24 protein-coding genes and 1 pseudogene are annotated in these 22,282 nt (G+C 60.1%); 13 read left to right on the plus strand and 12 right to left on the minus strand.

The window, feature by feature from the left end; translation table 11 throughout:
- Positions 1 to 13 precede the first annotated feature (13 nt).
- Entirely contained in the window at positions 14 to 364 is a 351-nt protein-coding gene (locus SERRSCBI_RS09815; protein ID WP_042784300.1) for a GFA family protein, read from the minus strand.
- Between the two features lie 141 nt (positions 365 to 505).
- On the opposite strand from SERRSCBI_RS09815, the gene SERRSCBI_RS09820 reads away from it, so the two are divergent.
- The gene (locus tag SERRSCBI_RS09820; RefSeq protein ID WP_004941260.1) at positions 506 to 715 is read left to right on the plus strand and encodes a hypothetical protein; all 210 of its coding nucleotides are present in this window, start codon (positions 506 to 508) and stop codon (positions 713 to 715) included.
- A 205-nt stretch (positions 716 to 920) separates the two neighbouring features.
- Positions 921 to 1,565 carry a Qnr family pentapeptide repeat protein gene (locus SERRSCBI_RS09825; RefSeq protein ID WP_033642796.1) on the plus strand — a complete coding sequence of 215 codons (645 nt, stop codon included), beginning with the start codon at positions 921 to 923 and terminating at the stop codon, positions 1,563 to 1,565.
- Positions 1,566 to 1,574: 9 nt separating this feature from the next.
- Here the strand turns inward: SERRSCBI_RS09825 and SERRSCBI_RS09830 are convergent, their stop codons facing one another.
- Entirely contained in the window at positions 1,575 to 1,973 is a 399-nt protein-coding gene (locus tag SERRSCBI_RS09830) for a hypothetical protein (RefSeq protein WP_084587960.1), read from the minus strand.
- Between the two features lie 561 nt (positions 1,974 to 2,534).
- Between SERRSCBI_RS09830 and cspA the strand changes: the two genes are divergently transcribed.
- Together cspA and SERRSCBI_RS09840 are read left to right on the plus strand one after the other, a co-directional pair.
- Entirely contained in the window at positions 2,535 to 2,747 is a 213-nt protein-coding gene (gene cspA / locus SERRSCBI_RS09835; protein WP_004941268.1) for an RNA chaperone/antiterminator CspA, read from the plus strand.
- 114 nt (positions 2,748 to 2,861) lie between these two features.
- Positions 2,862 to 2,940 (plus strand): annotated as a pseudogene (locus tag SERRSCBI_RS09840).
- A 213-nt stretch (positions 2,941 to 3,153) separates the two neighbouring features.
- On the opposite strand, the gene SERRSCBI_RS09845 reads toward SERRSCBI_RS09840, so the two are convergent.
- Entirely contained in the window at positions 3,154 to 3,831 is a 678-nt protein-coding gene (locus SERRSCBI_RS09845) for an isochorismatase family protein (RefSeq protein WP_016928046.1), read from the minus strand.
- Between the two features lie 253 nt (positions 3,832 to 4,084).
- On the opposite strand from SERRSCBI_RS09845, the gene SERRSCBI_RS09850 reads away from it, so the two are divergent.
- Both SERRSCBI_RS09850 and SERRSCBI_RS09855 read left to right on the plus strand, forming a co-directional pair.
- Entirely contained in the window at positions 4,085 to 4,564 is a 480-nt protein-coding gene (locus SERRSCBI_RS09850; protein WP_049866676.1) for a universal stress protein, read from the plus strand.
- A 262-nt stretch (positions 4,565 to 4,826) separates the two neighbouring features.
- Positions 4,827 to 5,582: an SDR family NAD(P)-dependent oxidoreductase gene (locus SERRSCBI_RS09855; RefSeq protein ID WP_016928044.1), complete on the plus strand. Its 756-nt coding sequence runs from the start codon at positions 4,827 to 4,829 to the stop codon at positions 5,580 to 5,582.
- A 43-nt stretch (positions 5,583 to 5,625) separates the two neighbouring features.
- Here the strand turns inward: SERRSCBI_RS09855 and SERRSCBI_RS09860 are convergent, their stop codons facing one another.
- The 4 genes from SERRSCBI_RS09860 to puuD are packed head-to-tail and all read right to left on the minus strand — an operon-like array spanning position 5,626 to position 9,745.
- On the minus strand, positions 5,626 to 6,906 hold the full coding sequence (locus SERRSCBI_RS09860) for an FAD-binding oxidoreductase (protein ID WP_016928043.1): 1,281 nt from the start codon (positions 6,904 to 6,906) through the stop codon (positions 5,626 to 5,628).
- Between the two features lie 11 nt (positions 6,907 to 6,917).
- Positions 6,918 to 8,414 (minus strand): aldehyde dehydrogenase PuuC, encoded by a 1,497-nt coding sequence (gene puuC, locus SERRSCBI_RS09865; protein ID WP_042784301.1) that lies wholly within the window; start codon positions 8,412 to 8,414, stop codon positions 6,918 to 6,920.
- A gap of 15 nt (positions 8,415 to 8,429) precedes the next feature.
- Positions 8,430 to 8,987: an HTH-type transcriptional regulator PuuR gene (puuR, locus tag SERRSCBI_RS09870; RefSeq protein ID WP_033642801.1), complete on the minus strand. Its 558-nt coding sequence runs from the start codon at positions 8,985 to 8,987 to the stop codon at positions 8,430 to 8,432.
- Positions 8,984 to 9,745 carry a gamma-glutamyl-gamma-aminobutyrate hydrolase gene (puuD, locus tag SERRSCBI_RS09875; RefSeq protein ID WP_025302552.1) on the minus strand — a complete coding sequence of 254 codons (762 nt, stop codon included), beginning with the start codon at positions 9,743 to 9,745 and terminating at the stop codon, positions 8,984 to 8,986. Before puuD ends, puuR begins: the two co-directional genes overlap by 4 nt.
- Positions 9,746 to 9,964: 219 nt before the next feature.
- Here puuD and SERRSCBI_RS09880 point away from each other — a divergent pair, with 219 nt between their 5' ends.
- The 5 genes from SERRSCBI_RS09880 to SERRSCBI_RS09900 all read left to right on the plus strand — a co-directional run bounded on the left by SERRSCBI_RS09880 (position 9,965) and on the right by SERRSCBI_RS09900 (position 15,637).
- The gene (locus SERRSCBI_RS09880) at positions 9,965 to 11,383 is read left to right on the plus strand and encodes a glutamine synthetase family protein (protein ID WP_015377637.1); all 1,419 of its coding nucleotides are present in this window, start codon (positions 9,965 to 9,967) and stop codon (positions 11,381 to 11,383) included.
- A gap of 308 nt (positions 11,384 to 11,691) precedes the next feature.
- Entirely contained in the window at positions 11,692 to 13,062 is a 1,371-nt protein-coding gene (locus SERRSCBI_RS09885; protein WP_033642803.1) for an APC family permease, read from the plus strand.
- Positions 13,063 to 13,153: 91 nt separating this feature from the next.
- Positions 13,154 to 14,047 (plus strand): aromatic amino acid DMT transporter YddG, encoded by an 894-nt coding sequence (gene yddG, locus SERRSCBI_RS09890; RefSeq protein ID WP_042784303.1) that lies wholly within the window; start codon positions 13,154 to 13,156, stop codon positions 14,045 to 14,047.
- Between the two features lie 73 nt (positions 14,048 to 14,120).
- Positions 14,121 to 14,393 (plus strand): hypothetical protein, encoded by a 273-nt coding sequence (locus SERRSCBI_RS09895; protein ID WP_042784304.1) that lies wholly within the window; start codon positions 14,121 to 14,123, stop codon positions 14,391 to 14,393.
- A 362-nt stretch (positions 14,394 to 14,755) separates the two neighbouring features.
- Complete coding sequence (locus SERRSCBI_RS09900; RefSeq protein ID WP_033652091.1) at positions 14,756 to 15,637, plus strand: nucleoside-specific channel-forming protein Tsx; 882 nt, start codon at positions 14,756 to 14,758, stop codon at positions 15,635 to 15,637.
- A 54-nt stretch (positions 15,638 to 15,691) separates the two neighbouring features.
- Here the strand turns inward: SERRSCBI_RS09900 and SERRSCBI_RS09905 are convergent, their stop codons facing one another.
- Positions 15,692 to 15,871: a hypothetical protein gene (locus tag SERRSCBI_RS09905; RefSeq protein WP_033642811.1), complete on the minus strand. Its 180-nt coding sequence runs from the start codon at positions 15,869 to 15,871 to the stop codon at positions 15,692 to 15,694.
- Positions 15,872 to 16,313: 442 nt separating this feature from the next.
- On the opposite strand from SERRSCBI_RS09905, the gene SERRSCBI_RS09910 reads away from it, so the two are divergent.
- The gene (locus SERRSCBI_RS09910) at positions 16,314 to 16,784 is read left to right on the plus strand and encodes an anti-virulence regulator CigR family protein (protein WP_042784306.1); all 471 of its coding nucleotides are present in this window, start codon (positions 16,314 to 16,316) and stop codon (positions 16,782 to 16,784) included.
- A 115-nt stretch (positions 16,785 to 16,899) separates the two neighbouring features.
- Positions 16,900 to 17,430 carry a chorismate mutase gene (locus SERRSCBI_RS09915; protein ID WP_042784307.1) on the plus strand — a complete coding sequence of 177 codons (531 nt, stop codon included), beginning with the start codon at positions 16,900 to 16,902 and terminating at the stop codon, positions 17,428 to 17,430.
- A gap of 3 nt (positions 17,431 to 17,433) precedes the next feature.
- Here the strand turns inward: SERRSCBI_RS09915 and SERRSCBI_RS09920 are convergent, their stop codons facing one another.
- From SERRSCBI_RS09920 to hutC, 4 genes are all read right to left on the minus strand, one after another.
- The gene (locus SERRSCBI_RS09920; RefSeq protein WP_033652094.1) at positions 17,434 to 18,969 is read right to left on the minus strand and encodes a serine hydrolase; all 1,536 of its coding nucleotides are present in this window, start codon (positions 18,967 to 18,969) and stop codon (positions 17,434 to 17,436) included.
- Between the two features lie 243 nt (positions 18,970 to 19,212).
- A complete protein-coding gene (hutG, locus tag SERRSCBI_RS09925) occupies positions 19,213 to 20,016 on the minus strand; it encodes an N-formylglutamate deformylase (protein ID WP_042784308.1) in 804 nt (267 codons plus the stop codon).
- Positions 20,013 to 21,236, minus strand: coding sequence for an imidazolonepropionase (gene hutI / locus SERRSCBI_RS09930; protein ID WP_042784309.1), 1,224 nt, complete (start codon positions 21,234 to 21,236; stop codon positions 20,013 to 20,015). Before hutI ends, hutG begins: the two co-directional genes overlap by 4 nt.
- A gap of 156 nt (positions 21,237 to 21,392) precedes the next feature.
- Positions 21,393 to 22,148 (minus strand): histidine utilization repressor, encoded by a 756-nt coding sequence (gene hutC, locus SERRSCBI_RS09935; protein WP_033652097.1) that lies wholly within the window; start codon positions 22,146 to 22,148, stop codon positions 21,393 to 21,395.
- Positions 22,149 to 22,282: the final 134 nt, after the last annotated feature.

The raw sequence follows: 22,282 nt of genomic DNA on the forward strand, positions 1-22,282 counted from the left end.
GCGAGCGATTCGCTCAGACGCTGGCCCCGTCGTAGCGGTGGATCTGTAACGCATCCAGCGCGACGTCAGGCACGCAGCGCAGGTTAACGGCGCACATCGCGGCGCCGTCCGGCGCGGTGCCGTAGACGAAGGGCTGGGCTCCGCAGACTCGGCAGAACTGATGGCGGATCCGGTGCTGATTGAAGGTATAGGCGCTGAGTTGATCTTCACCGCTGCGCAGCGTGAAGGCCGCGAGGGGAAAGAACGACAGCAACAGCCCCTTGCGGCGGCAGATCGAGCAGTTGCAGCTGAGGGCTTCGGTCGGCAGTTCGGCGTCTACGGAGAAGGTGACGGCGCCGCAGTGGCAGCTTCCCTGGAATGACATGGCGGTGATCCTGTGGCAGGAGGGCGGGTTTGCCCAGTATAGTGCAATTTATCGCCATTCGGCCGCGCCGGGCGCGGTTTCCTTAATAAATGCGCGGTTTTCTGGTAGGTTAAGGTTTAACGTCATCAAAAGGAGATCGCGATGTTAGAGCATTACTATCCGGCAAACATGGGCGCCGAACCGGTCACGGACGAACAGCACAAGCGGCTGGTGGCGGTGCAGGCGGCACTGGAGCTTATCAAGGCTACGCTGTCAGACACCAACGATGGCAACGGCGTGGATTTCCAGCTGAAGGCGGCGGAGAAGCACATCGGCCCGATGGCCGACGCTATTCAGGAAGCCCTGAAGTAACGGTTCGCCGTCACGTCAACCGCCCGTATCGGGCGGTTTTTTTTTTGCGCCGATTACTGCGGTCTTTTACGACGCCAGCGGCTCAAGCCATCATCAGGTGCTCGTTCATATTCCGCTCTCGCGCCTTTGCTCGACGGCGGTTGCCAACCGCGCCGGAATAGGATTAAATGCCGCACTGACTGTATAAATAAACAGGGGTGTTACAATGAGCCTGGCGCTGAAGGGTGAGAAGATCGCGCGTAACCGCTTTACCGGCGAAAAAATTGAAAACGGCAGCTTTATGCTGTGTGATTTTTCGGGCGCCGATCTGACCGGCACCGAATTTATCGGCTGTCAATTTTACGATCGCGAGAGCCGACAGGGCGGTAACTTCAGCCGCGCGATCCTGAAAGACGCGAGTTTTAGAAGCTGCGATTTATCGATGGCCGATTTCCGCCACGTTGACGCATTGGGGTTGGAGATCCGCGAATGTCGCGCGCAGGGAGCAGATTTTCGCGGCGCCAGCTTTATGAATATGATCACCAGCCGCACCTGGTTTTGCAGCGCCTATATCACCAAGAGCAACCTGAGCTACGCCAATTTTGCCAAAGTGGTGTTGGAGAAATGCGAGCTGTGGGAAAACCGTTGGCACGGCGCGCAGGTGCTCGGCGCCAGCTTCAGCGGCTCCGATCTGTCCGGCGGCGAATTCTCCGGTTTTGACTGGCGCGCCGCCGATGTCACCCAGTGCGATCTGAGCAACGCGGAACTGGGCGAGTTGGATTTGCGCACCACCGATCTGCAGGGCGTTAAAATGGACAGTCACCAGGCCGCTCAACTGCTGGAGCGGCTGGGGATCGCAATCATCGGCTGAAGGGGAGGGTTAGCGCGATGGTTGGGCAAATAAGCGATTGAACGCTTGATCCGCGTCCACGGGAATGCGGCGTTGCATTACCGGGATAGTGAAACGCGGATCGCGCACAAAGTGCCGAGCTTGCTCGTTGAGCGGCACGACGGCGATCGCCAGATTGTCGTTAGCCTGCATGACGCCTTCCTGCTCGAACAAGGCGAATACCGGCGCGTGGCGCGCGTTGCCCAATGAGCAAGCCGAAATCCAATAATCGCCGTCTTGGGCAAATTTGCACTGCGCCGCTTGCGGGCCAATCGCGCTGATTTGTTTGGCTATCAAGGCGTTCGCGTTTTCCACATAGCTTGGCGGTGCCGGCTGGCAGCCCGCCAAACTGAGCGTCAGCGCCGTCAGCATCAGTGTTCTTTTGCCCATCATAGCCATCCTTGAGGTCATTTCCTGTAAAGTAAAATAATTATCCTAACAACGATAATGCGCCAGTGTCGAGAACAGATTGATTTATTAAGCTTTTATTTCTCTTTCATGACGATTAAGCGGTTTTCTTCAGTGTTATAGCAGGGAGTAGTTTCGCGTGAAGGGAAGAGCAGAACGCGGAATCGGCGGCTGTTTGCGCGTTCATGATCGGCCCCGGCGCGGCGAGTCCAATCGTTCGTTATTTTTCACCCCGAACGCCGCGCCGAAAACCCTGAGCTGGCGGCAGATGTAGGCGGTGCTTTGCGGTAATAAATTTATGAGGCAGATGAATATAATTTAAAATATATCTTGCTTAAATAATTTAGCTGTGTGTAAATAGCGTCATCGGTTTGTAGTACAGACCTTATGAAAGCAGTTTTAGTAAAGCAGTTCTCAGTATTAGCGATATCCCTCAGATACCTCTTCTTCCGCGAATTCTCTTCTCTAGTGCCCCATAAGTTTCCAATAAAAACAGACCTCTATCGCCCTATGGCGTCGCAAAAATATAAAGGAAATATCTCTATGTCCAATAAAATGACTGGTTTGGTAAAATGGTTTGATGCAGGTAAAGGCTTTGGCTTTATCACCCCGGCAGACGGCGGCAAAGATGTGTTCGTACACTTCTCCGCTATCCAGAGCAACGATTTCAAAACGCTGGACGAAGGCCAACAGGTTGAGTTCACTATCGAAAATGGCATGAAGGGGCCTTCTGCCGGCAACGTGGTCGCGTTATAATTTTTGGCCGAGGTGCAATTTCTTACGACAGCGATGATGGTTTAAGCCGGAGCAGTTAAGCAATGAAATCCTCAGCCTGAATAAACTCCGGGTTCGCCCGGAGTCTTTCTCGATACGTCATTAGCTCAGCAGGAAGAGCGGCAGCGAAATTATTCGTTGGCGGACTGGGGTTCGATTCCTCGATGACGTTCCAATAATTAATGATTATTGGCAACAGAAAAACAGATTGCCGCAGAATTAATAACGCCGCGTTTCAGTCTATTTTTCTGTTGTGAAAAAGTCGCGCTTAGGCTGCGTAATGTTGGAGTGTGGGATGGACGCTTACGCCATAACATGACAGCCGGGAAAGTCACCGGCACACGATTAATAGCCCCGGCCTTGGCCGGGGTTTTTTATACCCGCGATCTTAACGCTGCGAGTCCAGCAGTTCGTTATTTTTCACCACGTCCTGCGCCTTGAGGTAGCTCTCGATCAGCAGCTGATAGGCCGGGAAGATTTTGGTGTAGACTTCGGCCCACTGCTGAGCGTCGGCGCGATTCCAGCTGCCCTGCAGCTCGGAGGCGACGCCGGCGGTGTCGATCGGCACCACGCCCGCCTGTACCACGCGCGCCAGGGTAATTTCCTGCGCCATTTTCGAGTAGGTGCCGGAGGCGTCGATTACCGCGAAGACCTTATAGCCTTCGGCCACCGCGCTGATGGACGGAAAGGCCATGCAGACGCTGGTGATGGTGCCGGCGATGATCAGGGTTTTGCGGCCGGTGGCTTTGACCGCCGCCACGAAGTCCGGGTTGTCCCAGGCGTTGATTTCCCCTTTACGGGCGACGTATTGCGCGTGCGGCGCATTCTGGTGAATTTCCGGGATCAGCGGGCCGTTGGGGCCCTGCGGCACCGAGGCGGTGGTGATCACCGGCAGTTTGCTGAGGGTGGCGATGCTGGCGAGGGCGGCGGCGCGAGCGCGCAGTTCGGTCATCGGCATATCGGCGACGGTCTGAAACAGACCGCTCTGGTGGTCGATCAGGAGCATGACCGCGTCATTAGCATCAATAACAGGACGCTGGCCGTTGAAGTTGGCTGGAGTGCTCATGGTGTCTTCCTTTTTTCGTCGTGAGGTCAGTGGGTATCTTCTTTGATTGATAAGGCTGAAACTCAGCACTTGCCTACAGTGTAGGGAGAGGAGAGAAATCCGGTAGAGCCTAAAGCCGGGATGCATCGTTCCATAAATGGAACGACACTGCAGCAGGCGCGGGGGCCGGCGCTGGGCTAAACTTAAGGTGCATGAGAAACATGCGGCAAGGAACGCCATCCTGTTCATGGGTTTGACGCGGAGGGCCGCCGTCATGGCTTATCAGCATATCGTTGTCGCCACGGATCTCAGCGAAGACGCCGAGTTCCTGTTGGGCAAGGGCGCCAGGTTGGCCGCCGCGCTCCAGGCCAAACTTTCACTGATTTATATCGATATTCACCGCGCCGGTTATTATGTCGATCTGGGCGTGGGAGATTACAACTACACCGATCGCACGTTTTCGGAGCGGGTGAAGAATATGCTCAATGCGATCAAAGGGCATTCTTCCTATCCGGTGGAAGAGGTGATCGTCAGCCGTGGCGCATTGACGGAAGAGCTGAATCGGGTGGCGAAGGAAAAAGGGTTCGATCTGGTGATCTTCGGCCATCACCACGATGTCTGGAGCCGGCTGGTTTCTTCGGCGCGTCAGGCGATCAATGAGTTGAACGTCGATCTGCTGGTGATCCCCATCGAGAAAAATAGTCGCGGCCGCCGGCGGGCGGCTGCTTTTTTCATTCGCATCGCTTATCTCTGAGCGGCCATAACCGTCGATCTGCAATAATCCCGCTTGCTGACAATCCGCCAGGAAAATAGTGACTGGCCGCAATTTTATTATCTCCATCAATATGTTGGCCAAAATCCGATAAAGATTAACCCAGCGCATTGAAATGACTCGCATACCTCCTTTTGGTTAATAAACCGCACGTTTTGACTGGCTCTCAGGGAGCCTGCGTCTTATCCTCGGGGCAATGAGATTTGTATGACTTATATAAATGCGTTTACATGGAGGAGGTCTCATGCGTTTTGACAATAAAGTCGTGGTTATCACCGGTGCGGGCAATGGCATGGGGGAAGCGGCGGCGCGGCGTTTCTCCGCCGAGGGTGCCATTGTGGTGCTGGCCGACTGGGCCAAGGAAGCGGTAGACAAGGTCGCCGCTTCGCTGCCGAAGGGCCGCGCGATGGCGGTGCATATCGACGTTTCCGATCACGTGGCGGTTGAAAAAATGATGAACGAGGTGGCGGAAAAACTGGGCCGCATCGACGTCCTGCTGAACAATGCCGGCGTACACGTGGCGGGCAGCGTGCTGGAAACCAGCATCGACGACTGGCGTCGCATCGCCGGGGTCGATATCGACGGCGTGGTGTTCTGTTCCAAATTCGCCTTGCCGCACTTGCTGAAAACCAAAGGCTGCATCGTCAATACCGCATCGGTGTCCGGCCTGGGCGGTGACTGGGGCGCGGCCTATTACTGCGCGGCGAAAGGCGCGGTGGTTAACCTGACGCGCGCCATGGCGCTGGATCATGGCGGTGACGGCGTGCGCATCAACTCGGTCTGCCCGAGCCTGGTCAAAACCAACATGACCAACGGCTGGCCGCAGGAGATCCGCGACAAGTTCAATGAGCGCATCGCGCTGGGGCGTGCGGCGGAGCCGGAAGAAGTGGCGGCGGTGATGGCGTTTCTGGCCAGCGACGACGCCAGCTTTATCAATGGCGCCAACATCCCGGTCGATGGCGGGGCGACCGCCTCGGACGGCCAACCGAAGATCGTCTAAGCGTTAATGCGCAGGCCCGGCCATTATGACCGGGCCTGTTGTTTTAGACGCCGATGCGATCGCGCAGCGTGTAGTAGGCCGCGCCGATGGCGGTGAACGGGATCTGCAGATTGCGTCCGCCGAAGAACGGCAGGTGCGGCAGCTTGGCGAAGGCGTCGAAGCGTTCGGCGTCGCCGCGCATCAGCTCGGCGATCAGCTTGCCCGCCAGATGGGTGCAGGTTACGCCGTGGCCGCTGTAGCCCTGCATGTAGTACACGTTATTCTCCAGCCGACCGAACTGCGGCATGCGCGACAGCGTCAGCAGGAAGTTGCCGGTCCAGCGATAGTCGATACGCACCCCTTTCAACTGCGGGAAGGTCTTCAGCAGCTTCGGCCGGATCAGGTTATCGATGTCGTCCGGATCGCGCGCGCCGTACACCACGCCGCCGCCGTAAAGCAGACGATGATCGGCGGTGATGCGGTAGTAATCCAGCAGGTAGTTGCAGTCCTCCACGCAGTAATTCTGCGGGATCAGCGCCTGCGCTATCTCCGGCGCCAGCGGTTCGGTGGTCACCACCTGGGTACCGCACGGCATGCTGCGCTTGGCCAGCCGCGGCTCCAGCTTATCGCCCAGATAGGCGTTGCCGGCGACGATGACGAAGCGCGCCTTCACCTGGCCATTGGCGGTGCTGATGAGCGCCGGTTCGCCGTGGCGAATGTTCGTCACCGCCGATTGCTCGAAGATGCGCCCGCCCTGCAGGCGAATCGCCTCGGCCTCGCCCAGCGCCAGATTGAGCGGATGGATGTGGCCGCCGCTGTGATCGAGCAGCGCGCCGACGTAACGATCGCTGGCGATCTCCTGGCGCACCCGGTCCGCGTCGAGCAGCTCAAGCTGGGTATTGCCGTAGCGCTCCCAGTTGCGTTTTTGCTCGATCAGCGCATGGAACTGCTTGTTGTTCAGGGCGGCGAAGATGCCGCCGGGGCGGTAGTCGCAGTCGATGGCGTAGCGGCTGATGCGGCTGCGAATGATCTCCGCGCCTTCGAACATCATGCTGCCGAGCAGGCGGGCGCTTTCCGCGCCGTAACGCTCTTCAATCACATCAATGTCGCGGCTGTAAGAGTTGACCAACTGGCCGCCGTTGCGGCCGCTGGCGCCGAAACCGATGCGCGCCGCTTCCAACACCACCACGTCGTAACCGGCTTCCACCAGGAACAGCGCGGAGGAGAGGCCGGTATAGCCGCCGCCGATCACGCAGACGTCGCATTCGATCGATTCATTCAGTTGCGGATAGGGCTGATGTGCGTTGGCCGTGGCCGCATAATAGCTTTTTACGTGTTCAGTCATGATGTAAGCCCTTATTCCAGCGAGATCCAGGTGGTTTTCAATTCGGTGAATTTGTCCAGCGCATGCAGCGATTTGTCGCGGCCGTTGCCGCTTTGCTTGTAACCGCCGAACGGCACGGTCATGTCGCCGTCGTTGTAGTTGTTGACGAAAACCGTACCGGCCTTCAGTTGGCGCGCCATGCGGTGCGCGCGCGCCAGATCGCGGGTCCAGACCGCGGCACCGAGGCCGTAGTCGCTGTCGTTGGCCAGCTGCAGCGCCTGTTGCTCGTCGTCGAACGCCGTCACCGCCAGCACCGGGCCGAAGATTTCATCGCGCGCCACGCTCATGGCATTGTCCACCTGGGTGAGGATGGTCGGCCCCAGATAGCCGGCGTGGTCGCCCTGCGGATGGTCGCGCCCGTCGAGGAACAGCGCGGCGCCCTGGCTCAGCCCCCGATCGATATAGCCGGCCACTTTCTCGCAGTGGCCGCTGTCGATGAGCGTGCCCATCACCGTGTCGGGATCGAGCGGATCGCTGGGCACGAAAGCCGCCGCGTGTTTGCGCAGCGCCTGCAGGAACGCTTGCTCAATGCTCGCTTCGACCAGCAGGCGAGTGCCGGCGATGCACACCTGCCCCTGATTGTAGAAGATGCCGGCGGCGGCGCTGCGGGCGGCCTGATCCAGATCCGGGCAGTCGGCGAAGACGATGTTGGCGCTTTTGCCGCCGGCCTCCAGCCAGACGCGCTTCATGTTCGATTCGCCGGCGTAAATCATCAGCTGTTTCGCCACCAGCGTAGAGCCGGTAAAGGTGAGGGCGTCGACGTCGCGGTGCAGCGCCAGCGCCTTGCCGGCGTCGTGGCCGTAGCCGGGCACCACGTTCAGCACGCCGTCCGGCAGCCCGGCCTGTTGCGCCAGTTTGCCGAGCAGGATGGCGCTCAGCGGTGACTTTTCGGAGGGTTTGAGCACCACGCTGTTGCCGGCGGCCAGCGCCGGGCCGAGCTTCCAGCAGGCCAGCAGCAACGGGAAGTTCCAGGGCACGATGGCGCCGACCACGCCGATCGGCTCGCGTTCGATCAGCGCCAGCGCCTCACGACCGGTAGGGGCGATTTCGCCGTACACCTTATCGATCGCTTCGGCGTACCAGCGGATGCAGCGGATAGCGCCCGGCACGTCGTCGCGCAGGCTGTGACGAATCGGTTTGCCGGTGTCCAGCGTTTCCAGCAGCGCCAGCTCTTCGTGATGCTGTTCCATCAGCTCGGCGAAGCGCAGCAGCGTGGCTTTGCGCTGCGCCGGCGCGGCCTGGGCCCAGTCGCCGCGTTCAAAGGCGGCGCGCGCCGCGCTGACCGCCCGATCGATGTCGGCGGCTTCGCCGCGCGCGACCTGCGCCAGCTCACGGCGACCGGCGGGATCTTCGACGGCGAAACGTTTCCCCGCGGCGGCCGGCTGGTAGCGGCCGTCGATAAACAACTGGTGCTCAATCTTCAGGGCCTGCGCCCGTTGTTGCCAATACTGCAAATGGTGAAAGTTCATGCCTGGCTCCGTTGATCAGAATGTCGTCGGCGTATGGGCGCTGATAATCCGGCAAATGCGCGCCGACGTGTTGCTGAAACTGTGGGGAATGCCGGTATTGATGGCGTAGCTCTGCCCGGCCTGCAGGTGATAGCTCTGGCCGTTGACCTGCAGCACCACTTCGCCTTCCAGCAGCGTGCCGATCTCTTCCCCTTGGTGTTTGATGCGCTCGCCGGTGGTGGTGCCCGGTTCGTAGGTCTCGATCATCATTGCCAGCGTGCGATTCGGATCGCCGTTATGGATCAGCTTCATCGATACGCCCTGGCTGCCGATCTCGATCAGGTCGTCGCTGTCTATCACGATCTGCGGCTCAGCCGGTTTTTCCGGTTCGGCGAAAAACGCCGACAGCGACAGACCGTATACCGTCAGCAGCTTTTGCAGCGTGCTGATGGCCGGGCTGACCTTGTCTTGCTCGATAGTACTGATGGCGCTGTGGGTTAACCCAGACAGTTCGGCGACCCGGCGCTGCGACAACCCCAATTGTTGACGGATCTGCGACAGACGTTTTCCCGGTGCCAAGCTGACGTCGCTCATGGGCGTTTTTCCTTTTGATAGTTCCGACAGGCGGTAATGAAACCATCAAACAACAGGCGCGACAGGGCGTACTCGTCGCTGTTCCACTCCGGGTGCCACTGCACGCCGAGCGCGAAAGGCTGATCGCGCACGCTGATCGCCTCCACCAGCCCGTCGGCGGCGTGCGCCTCGATGCGAACGCTCGCGCCCAGGGTTTTGGCGCCCTGGCCGTGCAGCGAGTTCACCCAGAATCTGTTGCAATCCGGTATCAGTTGCGAAAGCAGCCCCCCTTCCTGAACGATGACCTCGTGGGCGGGGGCGTATTGCTGTTCCAGCGGCAGGTCGTGATCTTCACGATGCTCCAGCAGCTCGGGCAGTTCGTACAGGCGGCGATGCAGGGTGCCTTGAGTGGCGACCACCATTTCCTGCATGCCGCGGCAAATGGCGAAAAGGGGAATGCGCCTGTCGAATGCCTGGCGGATCAGCGCCAGGCTCAACGCGTCTCGGCCAGGATCGGCGTCAGGCTCATCGCCGTTTTCACCATAAAGGTGCGGCTGCACATTACTGGGGCTGCCGGGCAACAGAATGCCGTCGAGGCGCGGCAACAGTTCCGCCAGCATCTCAGGCTCCGCCAGCGCGTGCGGCAGGGCGATCGGTAAACCGCCGGCGGTGATAACGGCATTCAGGTACTTTTCTTGCAAGGTCTGCGTAAGGTGCCCGTTTAACCTATACCTGCACATGACGACGCCGATGACTGGTCTGTTAAATATATTGTCCATGCTATCCCCTTGGTACGTTCGAAATTATGAACGATAAGCTTCTCCACCGCCGATTTCGTTCAATATTCTATAAATCTAGCAGTCGATTGGCCAATATTCAAACCAAAAGTAACACTTGCAAAACAAATTTGTTTCATCTACGTTTCAATTGTGGGCATTATATTGAACAAGACGGTCAATAAACATCGACGACAGCAAAACACAAACGGCGGGTGAACCATGCAGACCAACATCGTAGAAGTGGAAAACTTTGTTCAGCACAGTGAAGAGAGACGAAGTAGCGCGTTCCAGCGCGAAGTGAAGAAGTACCTGGAACGTTATCCGTTAACCCAACATGTCGACGTCCTGTTGACCGATCTGAACGGCAGCTTCCGCGGCAAACGCATCCCGGTCGGCGGTCTGAATAAGCTGGAGAAAGGCTGTTACTTCCCGGCGTCGGTATTTGCGATGGATATTCTCGGCAACGTGGTGGAAGAAGCCGGGTTGGGGCAGGAGCTGGGCGAGCCGGATCACGTGTGCGTGCCGGTACCGGGCACGCTGACGCCGTCGGCGGCGGATCCGCAATATATCGCGCAGGTGCTGCTCACCATGTTGGATGAAGATGGCACTCCCTTTGACGTTGAACCGCGCAATGTGCTGAACCGAGTGTGGCAGCGTTTGCGTCAGCGCGGGCTCTCCCCCGTGGTAGCGGTAGAGTTGGAGTTCTATCTCATCGATCGTCAACGCGATGCGGAGGGGTATCTGCAGCCGCCGTGCGCACCGGGGACTCAGGAGCGCAACACCCAAAGCCAGGTGTACTCCGTCGATAACCTGAATCATTTCGCCGACGTGCTGAGCGAGATCGACGAACTGGCGCGCTTGCAGGGCATTCCGGCGGACGGCGCGGTGGCGGAGGCGTCGCCGGGGCAGTTCGAGGTCAACCTGCACCATACCGATGATGTGCTGCAGGCCTGCGACCATGCGCTGGCGCTGAAGCGCTTGGTGCGCATGGTGGCCGAGAACCACAATATGCAGGCGACCTTTATGGCCAAGCCGTATGAAGAGCACGCCGGCAGCGGCATGCACGTGCACATCAGCATGCTGAATGCGCAAGGCGACAACGTGTTCGCCGATGACGACGGCGAAGATTCGGCGCTGCTGAAACAGGCGCTGGCGGGCATGATCGCCCTGATGCCGTCCTCGATGGCGCTGCTGGCGCCGAACGTCAACGCCTACCGCCGCTTCCAGCCCGGCATGTATGTGCCGACCCAGGCCTCCTGGGGGCATAACAACCGCACCGTGGCGCTACGCATTCCCTGCGGCGATCGCGATAACCACCGGGTGGAGTATCGCGTGGCGGGCGCCGACGCCAACCCGTATCTGGTGATGGCGACCATTCTGGCCGGCATCGTCTACGGCCTGGAAACCGCATTGCCGCTGCCTGAGCCGGTGACCGGCAACGGGCTGGAGCAGGACGGGCTGCCGTTCCCGATCCGCCAGAGCGACGCGCTGTACGAGTTCGAACATCAGCCGGTGCTCAATGCATTGTTGGGCGAACGCTTCAGCCACGTCTATCTGGCCTGCAAAACCGATGAGCTGGTGCAGTTCGAGCGCCTGATCACCGAAACCGAGATCGAGTGGATGCTGAAAAACGCCTGATCCCGCTCACCCTGCGATTACCGCGCGCGTCCGGCGCATTTCATCGGCTCTCCTGTGGCCGGCGAGGCTGCGCGCTGCGGTACAGAATTTCTTCTATCACGGCGTACAGGACGCCGACGAGGAAATAACCATGACTCAGTCATCTCCCTGCGCAGACGTTTGCCTGTGCCGCAGTGCCGACGGGCCGGTCGCCGGCCGCCCGACAGCGATCCCAACCCGTTTTTCCCGCCGCCTGAGCAGCAGTTTCCCCGCGGCCTCTCTGAATGACGTTGCACGGTTGACAGCAGAGGACCAAAAGGGGAAATGCCATGACGACTAAAGCCATCGACGGCGGCCAGGCGGGCAAACCGCAGCTGCGCAAATCCCTCAAGCTGTGGCAAGTGGTGATGATGGGCCTGGCCTATCTGACGCCGATGACGGTGTTTGACACCTTCGGCATCGTCTCCGGCCTCACCGACGGCCATGTGCCGACCTCCTACCTGCTGGCGCTGGCCGGCGTGCTGTTCACCGCCATCAGCTACGGCAAACTGGTGCGCCAGTTTCCCACCGCCGGCTCTGCCTATACCTATGCGCAGAAGGCGATCAACCCGCACGTCGGTTTCCTGGTGGGGTGGTCGTCGCTGCTGGACTATCTGTTCTTGCCGATGATCAACACGCTGCTGGCCAAGATCTACCTGACCGCGCTGTTCCCGGAGGTGCCGCCCTGGGTATGGGTGGTGGGCTTCGTGATTCTGATCACCGCCATCAACCTGAAAAGCGTCAATCTGGTGGCCAACTTCAATACCCTGTTCGTACTGGCGCAGGTGGCGATCATTTTGGTGTTCATCTATCTGGTGGTGCGCGGCCTGCACAACGGCGAGGGGATGGGCACGGTGTGGAGCCTGCGGCCGTTCCTCAGCGAGAATGCGCATCTGCTGCCGATCATTACCGGCGCGACTATCCTGTGCTTCTCGTTCCTCGGCTTTGACGCAGTCACCACGCTGTGTGAAGAGACGCCCGACGCCGCCAAGGTGATCCCGCGCGCCATCTTCCTGACCGCGCTGTACGGCGGGGTGATCTTTATCAGTGTGTCGTTCTTCATTCAGCTGTTTTTCCCGTCCATTCAACGTTTTCACCAGCCCGACGCCGCGCTGCCGGAGATTGCGCTGTACGTCGGCGGCAAACTGTTCCAGTCGATCTTCCTGTGCGTGACCTTTATCAATACGCTGGCCTCCGGCCTGGCGTCGCACGCCAGCGTGTCGCGCTTGCTGTACGTGATGGGGCGCGACAACGTGTTCCCGGAGAAATTCTTCGGCTATATCCATCCCAAATGGCGCACGCCGGCGCTGAACGTGCTGATGGTTGGGCTGGTGGCGTTGTCGGCGCTGTCGTTCGATCTGGTGACCGCCACGGCGCTGATCAACTTTGGCGCGCTGGTGGCCTTTACCTTCGTTAACCTGTCGGTGATCAGCCACTTCTTTATTCGCGAAGGGCGCAACAAAAGCTGGAAGGATCGTTTCAACTTCCTGTTCCTGCCGTTGGTGGGGGCGCTGACGGTGGGCGTGCTGTGGCTGAATCTGGAGAAGAGCTCGCTGACCATGGGATTGATCTGGGCGACGCTGGGCTTCGGCTACTTGGCCTGGCTGACCCGGCGTTTTCGCCAGCCGCCGCCGCAGCTGGAGCGGCAACCGCAGCAATAAATTCACAGGCGGGAGTTTCCCGCCTTTCTTTTTGGCGCGTGCGGCAGTAGAGTGAAAAACCTGATAAAAAATAACCTATTGGACCTGCCTTATGCCCGCTTTGCCCTCGCGTACCCGCGCCACGCTGTTCGGTTTGTTGGCCATCGTGCTGTGGAGCAGCGTCGTCGGCCTGATCAGAAGCGTCAGCGAAGGGCTGGGGCCTGTCGGCGGCGCGGCGATGATCTACAGCGTCAGCGCGGCGTTCTTGCTGGTGGCGCTCGGCGTGCCGAAATGGCGCAGCTTTCCGCGGCCTTACCTGATCGTCGGCAGCCTGCTGTTCGTCAGCTACGAGATCTGCCTGTCGCTGTCGCTCGGCTACGCCAATACCCGCCTGCAGGCGATAGAAGTGGGCATGATCAACTACCTGTGGCCCTGTTTCACCGTGCTGATGGCGCTGGCGCTCAACGGCCAAAAGGCGAAATGGTGGCTGCTGCCGGGGCTGTTGCTGTCGCTGTTCGGCATCGGCTGGATCATGAGCGGCGAGGGCGGCTGGTCACCGGCGCAGATGCTGGCCAACGTGCGCAGCAATCCGCTCAGCTATACGCTGGCGTTCAGCGGCGCGGTGATCTGGGCGCTGTATTGCAACCTGACCAAGAAGATCGCCCAGGGCAGCAACGGCGTGGTGCTGTTTATCGCGCTGACCGCGCTGGCGCTGTGGCTGAAGTACGCCTTCAGCGCGGAAAGCGGCATGCAGTTCAGCGTCGGCGTGACCGTGACGCTGCTGTGCGCCGGGGTGGCGATGGGGGCGGGATATGCCGCCTGGAACGTCGGCATTCTGCACGGCAACATGACGCTGCTGGCGACCGTCTCCTATTTTACCCCGGTGCTGTCGGCGGTGTTCGCCGCGCTGGTGCTGCACACCTCGCTGACCGTCAATTTCTGGCAGGGCGTGGCGATGGTTACCCTGGGTTCGCTGATATGTTGGCGGGCAACTCGCGGAAATTAACGGAAAATATCCGCCATCGCCGCAATGTTGAACTAGAATTTAACTAGCCATGTTGCCTGAAGGAACGACGACAATGAGAAGTGACATTCAATTTATTCAGCAGCCTGAAATCGACGGGCATCATTATGAGCGCGGCGATACCGTGCGCCTGACCACGGCGAATTTGCGGCATGAATATCAGCTCGATGTTTATATTTTGCGCCGCGATGACAAGCTGATTTACGGTTCGGTCGTCGCGGCGGCGCCCAAAACCGATATTCCGGTCGCCAGCTGGGAGGTCAAAAACGGTGAAGAGGTGGCGTTCCGCCAGGAAAACATCGCCAAAGCGGTGCCGGCGGTAAGCTGATTTCACGTTCCGCACTTTCTCCTGATGCTGATGAAGGCCGACGCTTGCGCGTCGGCTTTTTCTTTTCCACCTCGTGATGACGCCCTGATGTCATTTGGCTTAAAAAATGCGCTAAAAAACGCGACACATGACAAAAATCACAGCGAATGTGAATTTGCATGAAACATAATTTGACAAATGTGAACGCAATCGATTACCTATTCGCGAAATGCGTAACTGGATCACAGATTCTTACAGTCAGTGGTTTCTATAATGCGCGCGTCATCCGAGTTTCTGTGTGAAGACAACGCCAGGTGTCGGCAGACTCATTGTCATCTTTTCTAAACGGGCAGGAAATGGCCTTTTAAGCATGTGGTAATAAAATGAAAAAAATAGCTCTCGCAGCAGGTGTACTGCTCGCAGCGTCTTACAGTGCATCATCAATGGCTGATAGCAAAGACAGTCAATATGTCTCCGACTGGTGGCACCAGAGCGTTAACGTGGTGGGCAGCTACCACACCCGTTTCGGGCCGCAGCTGAATAACGACGTGTATCTCGAATACGAAGCCTTCGCCAAGAAAGACTGGTTCGATTTCTACGGCTACGTTGACGTGCCAAAGTTCTTCGGCGTGGGCAACACCCCGGATCGCGGCATCTGGAACAAAGGTTCTCCGCTGTTTATGGAGATTGAACCGCGCTTCTCCATCGACAAACTGACCGGCACCGATCTGAGCTTCGGCCCGTTCAAAGAGTGGTATTTCGCCAACAACTACATTTATGATCTGGGCCACAACGCCGACGGACGTCAGAACACCTGGTACATGGGTCTGGGTACCGATATCGACACCGGCCTGCCGATGAGCCTGTCGATGAACATCTATGCCAAATACCAGTGGGAAAACTACCAGGCCGCCAACGAGAACAGCTGGGACGGTTACCGCTTCAAGGTGAAATACTTCGTGCCGCTGACCCAGGTGTGGGGCGGCAATCTGAGCTACATCGGCTTTACCAACTTCGATTTCGGTTCCGATCTGGGCAAGGACAGCCACTGGGTTGACGGCACCGGCAAACAGGTGCGCACCGGCAACTCGATCGCCTCCAGCCATATTTTGGCGCTGAACTACGATCACTGGCATTATTCTTTCGTGGCGCGTTACTTCCATAACGGCGGCCAGTGGCAGGATGGCGCGGAGATCGGCACGCCGCAGGGCCCGATCAAGTCTACCGGTTGGGGTTACTACCTCGTGGTCGGCTATAACTTCTGATTTTCCGTGTTATCAGAAACAGAAAACCCCGCCTGGCGGGGTTTTTTTTCGTCATCACTGGGCTTGTTCTACCGGGAGATGCCTCACCGGCATAAACAGCCTGCCTTTGATCACGTGACATTCATTATTTATCCAACTAATGATTTGTTCACGGCTGACGCCTTCCGACTGCGCGTAACGATGAAGATCGCCGTTAAAGTGCCGAGTGATGTATTCCATGAGGGTCATTTGCACGTCTTTTGCTCCTGAACGCCCACCCGTTGCCAGCCTGGCCACCGCGGGAGGTTAAGGTTTCTCAGACAGCGAATGTAAATTATCGGCAACGAAATCTCAACATAAAGCACCAAATAGGGGCGACGCCGGTGGGAAAAAGAATCCCGCACGGAAAGGCGGGAAGTGTTCGATATTATCATTCTGGATGATAAGAATAAGATTTGAGGTGCGACGAAAAAGAGCACGCTAACTCTTTTTTGTTACCGTCCCACGCTAGCGGAAGGCTTATTTTTCTTCAAGAAAAATCGGGGGTAGATTTCGGAATTCTCGAGGCGTTTTGCGTTAAAACAAGAGAGTGGCGCGAATGCCGTAAAACCGCACTGTCATCTCGGAGTTTTCCTTATACTTTGCCCGGAAAAGGCCAACTATAGTAAACAGAGTCCCCCACGCAGGAATACACAACATGAACAAACGTCGTACGACTCTCACGGTGTTGGCACTGATTGCATCGCTGGGGTTGTCATCCGCCCCGGCCATGGCCGACAAAGGCGGCAATGGTAACGGCAACGGGCATGGCAACAGCGGCAATCACGGCAACAACGGCAATCACGGCAACAAAGATAAAGGCGACTATAGAGACTATAGAAACGACGACAATCTGGTTTCCGTCAGCCTCTCGCGCGACCGCGCCCGTTCGCTGGCGCACACCTACGGGCTGACCGGCTACCGCTCGTTGCCGCCGGGCATCGCCAAGAATCTGGCGCGCGGCAAACCGCTGCCGCCGGGCATCGCCAAAAAAATGGTGCCGTCTTCGATGCTGCGTGAACTGCCGCAGTATCCGGGTTATGAATGGCGCATCGCCGGCGACGATCTGGTGCTGGTCGCGCTCAGCACCGCGATTGTGGCTTCCGTCATCAACGGCGTGTTCGACTAACGCCGGTTGGGTCTCATCGGGCCTCGCTGCGGCGGGGCCTTTTTTATTTGCCGGCGCGGGGCTGACGTGGTGAACTTGGCGCCTGACTTTTTCACTGCATCATAAGGGAGGCGCCATGTTCAGGGCGTTATTGATAGCGTGTTGCCTGACCAGTTTTCCGGCGTTGGCGGACGGCGGCGCCGCTATCGGCGAGCTGGTGAACCAACGGCTGTCGTTGATGAAAGACGTGGCCGGTTACAAGGCGCAGCAGCATTTGCCGATCGAAGATCTGGCGCAGGAGGCGAAGGTGTTGGCCAACGCGCAGGCGGAAGCGGGGCGTTTGGGGCTGGAGCCGGCGTCGGTACGGCCTTTTATCACCGCGCAGATGAACGCCGCCAAGGCGATTCAGTACCGCTATCGCGCCGACTGGTTGGCGAGCCCGGAAAGCGATTGGCAGCCGCGCCCGCTGGCGCAGGTGCGGGTGCAGATCGGGCAATTGAGCAGCCGGATACTGCAGCGTTTGGCGGCGCGGCTGCGCGCCGGCCCGCTCGACGCGGCGGATCGGGCGGCGTTTATGGCGTCGGTGGAACAGGTGAATCTCAGCGCCGCCGACAAGCGGCGGCTGGCGGATGCGCTGCTGGCGGTCAAAGCCGACAGCGCGCGCTGATCGTCAGTCGCGGCCGACGGTGCTGCGGCGGAAGGTCAGCATCCGGCTGCGGTTGGCGATGAGATCCACGTTGTAACCGCGGAAATAGAGGCAAAAGCGTTTCAACCACGGGCCGTCCTGGCACTCCACCAGCATGCGTCCCTGGCCCAGCGGGCTGAGCGTGCCGGTCTGCGCCGCCGGGCCGACGCCGATATGCACCCGATTGCCGCGAATTTCAAAGGCGGTGCGATAGTGCGGGTGGTACCACAGCCCCTGCACATGCTTCAGGCAGTCGCCGTTGGCCGTGACCGGCAGGAAACGGCGCGCCACGTGTCCAACCTCGCCCTCTACCGCTTCGCCGGTCCACTTCAGCCTGATGGGCATATGAGCGGATAACGACACCGCGTACCCGTCCTCCCCTTGATACAGCGGTTCATCGCTGCCCAGATAGGCCAGGTTACCGTTTTTGACCTCCAGCCAGTGCGGCTCCGCCAGCGTGGCGTAGAGACCGTCGGGGATCGCCGCGCTGCGCTGCGGCAGCGGTTCGCCCAGCAGCGTCGCCATCACCTGCAAGGCCATGCCGAAACTGTCGCAATCTTCGCGGTTGGCCACCAGCGCGACGCCGGCCTGACGGTCGGGCGCCAGCAGGAAATAGGTTTTGTAACCGGCATGGGAGCCGCCGTGGCCCAGCAGGCTGCGGCGGCCCAGCGGCGTGCGCGCCAGCCCCAGGCCATAGGCGCTGAGTTGGCCCTGATTGAGGCGGCGCGGCGCGCTGAGCTGCGCCAGCACGCCCTGGCCGGGGCCTTGGTCGGCCAACAGCGTTTGCAGCCAGCGGGTGAGGGCGTTGACGCTGCCGGTCAGGCAGCCGGAGGCGGAAAGGTGCAGGCCGGCGCTGGCGTGTTGCCAGCCCTGCGGCGCCCGCCAGTAACCCGGCACCAACCCCGGCACCACGTCGAACCAGCTTTCCGGCGCTCGCATCTGCACCTGCAGCGGCTGGGCGATATGCCGTTGCACCAACTGGTCGAAATCATACCCTTTGCTGCGCAGCGCGGCCTCCAGCAGCCGATAGCCGGTATTGCTGTAGGCGATCTCGCTGCCGGCCTCATAGTTCAACCTTTCCAGCCCCTCGACAAACTGCATCACCGGCTGCGCCTCGCTGACGGCATGCAGCGAGATGCCGAGCAGGCCGAGCGTCTCGCGCACGTCAGGCAGGCCGCCGGTCATGTCCAGCGCCTGGCCGACGGTAACGTCCGCCAACGCGGGCTGCAGGGCGGGGAGCAGTTCACCCAGGCGTTGCTCCAGCCGAACGGCGCGATCGGTAGCGTTCAGCGCCAGCGCGGCGAAGATATGCTTGGTCACTGAGGCGTAGCGCACCACGCTGTCGGCGGTGAAGGGGGTGTTCTGCGCCAGATCGGCCAGGCCGGCGCAGGCGGTGGCGCGGAGTTGTTCGGCGTCAAACAGGGTGATGGCGCCGCCGGGTTCGCCACGCCGTTGCCAGCCGGCCAGCAGTTGTTCGGCGACGGCGCCGGCAGCGCGCCAGTTTAACGGTGTTACAGACATAGGGCCTCCAGAGAGATATTCGAAACGGGCCAGTTGGCCACAGGCCGCCCGGTGCTGACGATGAACACGGGCTTTTGGGCTGATTGTGGCGCAGTGCGTTTTTCGTCGGCCGCTGTTTTGTGCGCTGTTTGGACCAGTTAGCGGGGAATCACGCGAAACTTTGATATAGCGCGCAGATTGCCGCTGGCGTTGCGGTTAAAGGCAGGAGAAAAACAGGCGCCCGGCGGCGCCTGTAAAGGGGGATCAGTTCAGCCTGGCGGCGCGGTCCAACAGGCTTTCAACCATCTGCTTGAGCAGGCGCTGCAGCGAGGCGGCGCGCTGCGGTTCGAACGCGAAAGGATACTGTTCGGACATGTAGTTGACCTGCGCCAGCTCGAGCTGGATCGCATGCTGTTGCTGCTGCGGTTGACCGTAGGCGCGGGTGATGTAACCGCCCTTGAAGCGGCCGTTCAGCACGTGGGTATACTGCTGTTGCTGCTCGCAGCAGGCGACCAGCCGATCGCTCAGCGCCTGGGCGCAGCTTTCGCCGCCGTTGGTGCCGAGGTTGAGATCCGGCAGTTTGCCGTCGAACAGCCGCGGGATCACCGAGGCGATGGAGTGCGCGTCGAACAGCAACGCATAGCCGTGCCGCGCTTTGAGGCGCGCCAGCTCGTCCTGCAGCTGCTGATGATAAGGTTGCCAAATCTGCTGCAGATAGCCGGCGCGTTCTGTGTCCGTCGGCGTTTTGCCCGGCAGGAAGCTTGGGCGGCCGTCGAACAGCACGTCGGGATACAGACCGGTGGTGGCGGTGGTGTACAGCGGTTTGTCGTCCGCCGGGCGGTTCAGATCGATGACGAAGCGCGAATAGTTGCCGACCAGCACGCTGGCGCCCATCGCCCGGGCGAAGTCGTACAGCTGCGGAATGTGCCAGTCGGTATCGGGCAGCGGGCGGGCGTCGTCGGTCAACCCGGCCTCGACCGCCGGCGTCAGTTGCGTGCCGGCGTGCGGGATGCTGATCAGCAGCGGCAGGCTGCCGGTCTGGAAGCTAAAAGGATCGCGAATGGTCATTGACGTACTTCTCCTCGGAAAATCACCGTACAGGGCAGCTGGCCGCCCAACCAATAAGCCAGTTCCGCCGGCCGCGACAGCGGCCAGTGAACGAAGTCCGCCACCTTGCCGGTTTCCAGCGTGCCGTGGCTGTGTTGCAGCCCCAACGCTTTGGCGGCGTGGGTCGTAACGCCCGCCAGCGCTTCTTCCGGCGTCAGGCGGAACAGCGTGCAGGCCATGTTGATCATCAGGCGCAGCGACAGCGCCGGCGAGGTGCCGGGGTTGGCATCGCTGGCGATCGCCATCGCCACATGGTGCTTGCGGAACAGCTCCACCGGCGGGCACTGGGTTTCGCGCAGCAGGTAGTAGGCGCCGGGCAGCAGCACCGCCACGGTGCCGGCGTCGCCCATGGCGCGGGCATCTTGTTCGGTGGCGTATTCGAGATGGTCGGCGGAGAGCGCGTGATGGCGCGCCGCCAGCGTGCTGCCGCCAAGGGCGGAGAGCTGTTCGGCGTGCAGTTTGACCGGCAGACCGGCGGCTTCGGCGGCGGCGAAGACTCGCTCCACCTGCGCCGGTGAGAACGCCAGATGTTCGCAGAAGGCGTCAACCGCATCCGACAGGCCGGCGGCGGCGGCCTGCGGGATGATGGTATCGCAGACCAGATTGATGTAGTCGTCGGCGCGGTTGGCGTATTCCGGCGGCAGCGCATGGGCCGCCAGACAGGTGGTTTTCACCTCGACCGGCAGCAGCTCGCCCAGTTTGCGCGCCACCCGCAGCATTTTCAGCTCGCTTTCCGGGCTGAGACCGTAGCCGGATTTGATTTCCACGCAGGTGACGCCTTCCGCCAGCAGCGGACGCAGGCGGAACAGCGCCTGTTCCAGCAGCAGCGCTTCGTCGGCTTCGCGGGTGGCTTTCACGGTGGAGATGATGCCGCCGCCCTGCGCGGCGATGTCGGCGTAGCTTACGCCGTTCAGCCGCTGTTCGAATTCGCCGCTGCGATTGCCGCCGAACACCAGGTGCGTGTGGCAGTCAACAAAGCCGGGGGTGATGATGCCGCCGTCGAATTTCACCGTTTCGTCCGCGATCAGGCCGGGCGGCAACGCCGCATGTTCGCCAATCCAGACGATCTTGCCGTCGCGTACGGCGATCGCGCCGTCGGTCAGGGTGTGATATTTGCCGTCGCGCATGGTGACGATATCGGCGCCGTGCCACAGGCTGTCACAGTGAATCTCAGACGTCATTGCTTTCCTCCGCCGGAGCCGCAGCTCCCACATGGTTGTATATACAATTAAAAACAACCTAACGCATTCATCGGGATGTCACAAGAGGCGGGAGAGATTTTGTTATCAGGATGTGATCGACCGCGGAGATGCGGGCGCAGGGGCGCCCGCCGGGGATCAGACTTCGCTGGTGAAGCGGCCGAACAGCTGGTAACGGCTGCCGGGGTACAGCAGCCGGGCCGAGGTCACCACGGTTTTGCCGGACCAGGTGCGGCGGTGGATCAGCAGGCCGGGTTCGTGGTCCTCCAGCTGCAGCAGCTCGCGTTCACGTCGGGTCGGGATCACCGCTTCGACGATGTGTTCGCCGGCGGTCAGCGGCGCGGCCTGCGTCAGATAGGTGTAGGGCGTGACGCGGTCGAAATCCTGCTTCAGGTAATCCGGCGCTACCAGCGGATTGACGCAGCGGTCTTCCACCTGCACCGGCACGTCGTTTTCGTAATGCACGATCTGCGAATAGAACAGCCGTTGGCCTGGCTGGATGCCGAGCGCCGCCGCCTCTTCCTCGCTGGCCGGGCGGGCCTTCAGCTCGAGGATTTTGCTGCTGTGGCGATGACCGCGCGCGGCGATCTCATCGGCGATGTTGTGCACTTCAAGCAGCGCGGTGTGCGCCTTGGCTTCGGCGACGAAGGTGCCGACGCCCTGCATGCGGATCAGAAAACCTTCGCTGGTCAGCTCGCGCAGCGCGCGGTTGATGGTCATGCGGCTGACGCCCAGTTCCGCCACCAGTTCACTTTCGGAGGGCACGCGCTGGTGCGGTTGCCAGTGCCCCGCACGGATTTGATTCACGATCGCCTGTTTGACCCGTTGGTAGATCGGGGCGGGGGCATCGCTCATTGCAGCCGCCAGTTGTAACACGGTCTGTTGTTCAGCCACGACGTTAACCTCGTCAAATAAAAAAATAATAACACCAGTTTACTGTTGATGTCGGCGTATGTATATGTATATACAACTAGTGGCCGTCGCGCCAGAAACTTGCCGGCGACCGCCAAAAATTCCTGAAGACGCGC

Source organism: Serratia sp. SCBI (assembly GCF_000747565.1).
Taxonomy (GTDB): Bacteria; Pseudomonadota; Gammaproteobacteria; order Enterobacterales; family Enterobacteriaceae; genus Serratia; species Serratia ureilytica.